Annotated in this window: 6 protein-coding genes; 1 reads left to right on the top strand and 5 read right to left on the bottom strand. The window is 52.3% G+C overall.

Annotation, left to right across the window (positions count from 1 at the left end):
- The first annotated feature begins 581 nt into the window (after window positions 1-581).
- Window positions 582-1,076, top strand: a complete 495-nt coding sequence (locus tag HMPREF0372_RS09665) for a DnaB-like helicase N-terminal domain-containing protein (RefSeq protein ID WP_007491595.1) — start codon at window positions 582-584, stop codon at window positions 1,074-1,076.
- A gap of 164 nt (window positions 1,077-1,240) precedes the next feature.
- Here the strand turns inward: HMPREF0372_RS09665 and HMPREF0372_RS09670 are convergent, their stop codons facing one another.
- The 5 genes from HMPREF0372_RS09670 to HMPREF0372_RS20085 form a co-directional block, all read right to left on the bottom strand.
- Window positions 1,241-1,504, bottom strand: a complete 264-nt coding sequence (locus HMPREF0372_RS09670) for a hypothetical protein (protein WP_007491597.1) — start codon at window positions 1,502-1,504, stop codon at window positions 1,241-1,243.
- A gap of 131 nt (window positions 1,505-1,635) precedes the next feature.
- Window positions 1,636-1,818: a hypothetical protein gene (locus HMPREF0372_RS09675; protein ID WP_039997155.1), complete on the bottom strand. Its 183-nt coding sequence runs from the start codon at window positions 1,816-1,818 to the stop codon at window positions 1,636-1,638.
- 31 nt (window positions 1,819-1,849) lie between these two features.
- Window positions 1,850-2,137, bottom strand: a complete 288-nt coding sequence (locus tag HMPREF0372_RS09680) for a hypothetical protein (protein WP_007491601.1) — start codon at window positions 2,135-2,137, stop codon at window positions 1,850-1,852.
- The gene (locus HMPREF0372_RS20080; RefSeq protein WP_007491602.1) at window positions 2,134-2,298 is read right to left on the bottom strand and encodes a hypothetical protein; all 165 of its coding nucleotides are present in this window, start codon (window positions 2,296-2,298) and stop codon (window positions 2,134-2,136) included. Before HMPREF0372_RS20080 ends, HMPREF0372_RS09680 begins: the two co-directional genes overlap by 4 nt.
- On the bottom strand, window positions 2,295-2,781 hold a 487-nt coding region (locus tag HMPREF0372_RS20085), incomplete at its 5' end, for a hypothetical protein (RefSeq protein ID WP_207635682.1). The genes HMPREF0372_RS20085 and HMPREF0372_RS20080, both read right to left, overlap by 4 nt.

A 2,781-nucleotide genomic window follows, 5' to 3' on the forward strand; every position in this document is an offset into this window, starting at 1 on the left:
TTCACCGTCCAATATGTTTGACAAACCTACAAAGCGCATTACTGAGCCGAGTCATTCTCAATCATAGTACATCTGGCGGTGACAGAAGGCTGATGATAGGGTGGAGGGGGATTGAAGAGGGGGCGGAGTCAGGCGGTGCAGAGTTGTCCTAAGGCTGGGAGAGGCGGGGTAAATGAGAAAGGGGGGGTACTGCATAGTAAAACTGGAAATCCATATTATGGGAATGACTTGGAAACTTACCCCCCATGATTGCTATAAATGATACAGAACTTGCATATAGAAGACGAAAACTTAAACATTCTTTCTAAGAATGTTTAAGTTGTTACCTGTTTTTGCAAGATTACCAGTCAAAAAATGAGTTACGATCTTGCGTAGCTCGTCAATTTGACGAAACATAGGGAAAAATATTTGTTTCAGGTGGGTAGGAGCATGGCCCACGCAACATCTAACCTGAGCGGCCCAAGCGTGTAGACTTCGGTTTTCTCCCTCCCGCGGGCTTGCGGCTAGTCGATAGACCGGGTAATACAGCGAGTAGCGATTCTGAGATGTTGCAATTGCAACGATAAGGGAAGTTGAAGGATATGGAGGCAAACCGCGCCATCTTCCGGGCAGCGGTGGAGCTGTCCCGGTTGAATGAGACAGTAGACCCGGTAACCATCCGCTCGAAGGCTGGGGAAGCTGCAAGTCAAGAATACATGTTAGACTTGATGCAGACGACGCAGACTGCCGCCAATGCGGGGGTATATGCACAGGAGACCAGAAAAGACTCCATGCGCCGGTCGATCAGGCTGCTTGCGGATAGTATGGAGACCAAAGCGGCAGGATTGGATGAGCCCAGGAGCATCATAGCGGACGCACATCGGGAATTTGAAGAAATCAAGTCTCCTGGATACAGCCCGGGAGTTGGCCTCCTCTATGGAGGTTCTAGGGGTGTTTTACGAGTACAGGGGTGGAGTTGGGCAGGGCGGCGCACAAGCGGCGGGAAGCTGGCTAGGAGTATAAGGACATATCTGCCAACGTTGGATGATCAGAAGGGCAGAAAAAGCCCGCCCCGGTGTGGGGCGGGTGGTATCTAAGTTAGCATCCGGCTCGGCGGATGCCTCCACCGGAAAAGAAAAGAGAGCTTACTAAGTAGGCTCTCTTTTCTTGCCGTATTAATATACATATCTATATTTCAATCCGTGGGGCCAGGATCGAGGCCAACCAGGAAGCTGCGCCTCAGCCTCCCGACGCTCTTATATTACACCTCGCGGCGGCCTTTGTCAACTCCCAGGTCAATAGCGGATTTGAGCAGAGACATAACCTCTCCGATATGCTGGGCAGGGTACTTGCTCCACCAATCATCCGGGATAAAGTCCACCAGCTCGGCACAAGTGTCAGGGTAGGCTCTCCAGCCGCTATACTCTTTTGCTTGTTCAACTTTTAGCGCCGACCGGCGTTCTTCTGCTGTCAGCCCCTCATAGGCTTCGCGGGTGAATACCTCTTTAGCAGTCAGCTTTTTCATGGTTTGCTCTCCCTTCTCCCCTGCGCGGGGCCTCCATTGTGTTGATTGTATCGCGCCCGATCGGGGCAGTCAAGATTTTTTCGCCGTCTCCCAGATAATCATGATCGGGAGGAGCAAGATAAACAGAATAATCAAGCGGGGGGCACCTCCTCGGCGGCTTTGTTCATTTGAGTTTCCCACCAAGCGGTTTTTTCTTCCAGTGTTTCCCCCGGCTGCTCCTGCGTTGGAATGTCGCAGATAGCAAGCAACGGGCAGCCAGAACATTTATAATCAAAGTGCTTTTCGCAAATCAATTTGACTGCATTTGACAACATGTTCATTTCCTCCATTCTCCCGGTGGTCGGGTCAAAAGCGGGTGATTTCCTGTCCATCGCTTGCCACGTCCGGGAGGAATGTTCCCAGGCGGGCCGGGTCGGTAAACAGGTTGTAGCCGTCAATGCCCACAAACTGGGCAACCTCCACGGCGTTCCCGTGGGCGTCTCTGTCGATGTAGCGGCGCAGGGTGTAGGCTCTGCCCTCGTAAATATAGCGCCCGCCGTCCTGGTAGTATTCGCGGGCCTCGGCCAGCGTGGCGGCGGCGATCTCGTCAATGGTCATTGTCAGCCGCCTGGCGGCGTCTCTGTATCGTTTCATTGTGCGACCTCCTCCATGTCAACGCATTTTTGGAGATTGTCGGCCTCCGTGCCTAGATTGAAGATATTACCTAGATAATAGGCCTTTGCCTCCTCGATAGAGGCATTAAGCTGGGTATACAGATAGTCTCCATTGGAAAAGGTGACTTTGTAAGTATTCATTGTGCGGCCCTCCTTGCGGCCTTGTTGACCGCTGCACGGTTTGCGGCGTTTGCCTTTGCGCTGATGCTGCTATCATCAAACAGAATTGTAAAGCCGTCATTCTGGAGGCTTGCGGCCATTTCTACAGGGTCAATACCGGGGAACTGGCAAACGTACTCGATGCAATTATAGCGAAGTTCCTGCGGCCTGCCGGAGATTTCCGCCGTTCTGATTAGATCGCGCTTGTAACTGCCGAAAATGCGGCGGGCCTTGTCCTCTTTGGCGGAAAGAATCATCTGCCGGAGTTCTTCCGTTCCGGGTACGGCCCAGAGACTGACGGCGAAAAAGGTGTTTTCCATATAGTTCACGGCGAAGCGGATTTTCTGGGCGTCTCCGCTCTCTCTGGCGGCCCTGTAGTCCCTGATTGCGTTCTGGATCAGTTCAGCGCGTTCCTTGTTCGTCATTTCTGTTTTTTGTAGGTTTGTCAAACATATTGGACGGTGA

The sequence above is a fragment of the Flavonifractor plautii ATCC 29863 genome (assembly GCF_000239295.1).
Lineage (GTDB): Bacteria > Bacillota > Clostridia > Oscillospirales > Oscillospiraceae > Flavonifractor > Flavonifractor plautii.

Bases quoted from the DNA above. Each gene is read 5' to 3' on its own strand.
- HMPREF0372_RS09670 (WP_007491597.1), bottom strand. From the start codon at position 1,504: ATGAAAAAGCTGACTGCTAAAGAGGTATTCACCCGCGAAGCCTATGAG.
- HMPREF0372_RS09675 (WP_039997155.1), bottom strand. From the start codon at position 1,818: ATGTTGTCAAATGCAGTCAAATTGATTTGCGAAAAGCACTTTGATTAT.
- HMPREF0372_RS20080 (WP_007491602.1), bottom strand. From the start codon at position 2,298: ATGAATACTTACAAAGTCACCTTTTCCAATGGAGACTATCTGTATACC.
- HMPREF0372_RS09680 (WP_007491601.1), bottom strand. From the start codon at position 2,137: ATGAAACGATACAGAGACGCCGCCAGGCGGCTGACAATGACCATTGAC.
- HMPREF0372_RS09665 (WP_007491595.1), top strand. From the start codon at position 582: ATGGAGGCAAACCGCGCCATCTTCCGGGCAGCGGTGGAGCTGTCCCGG.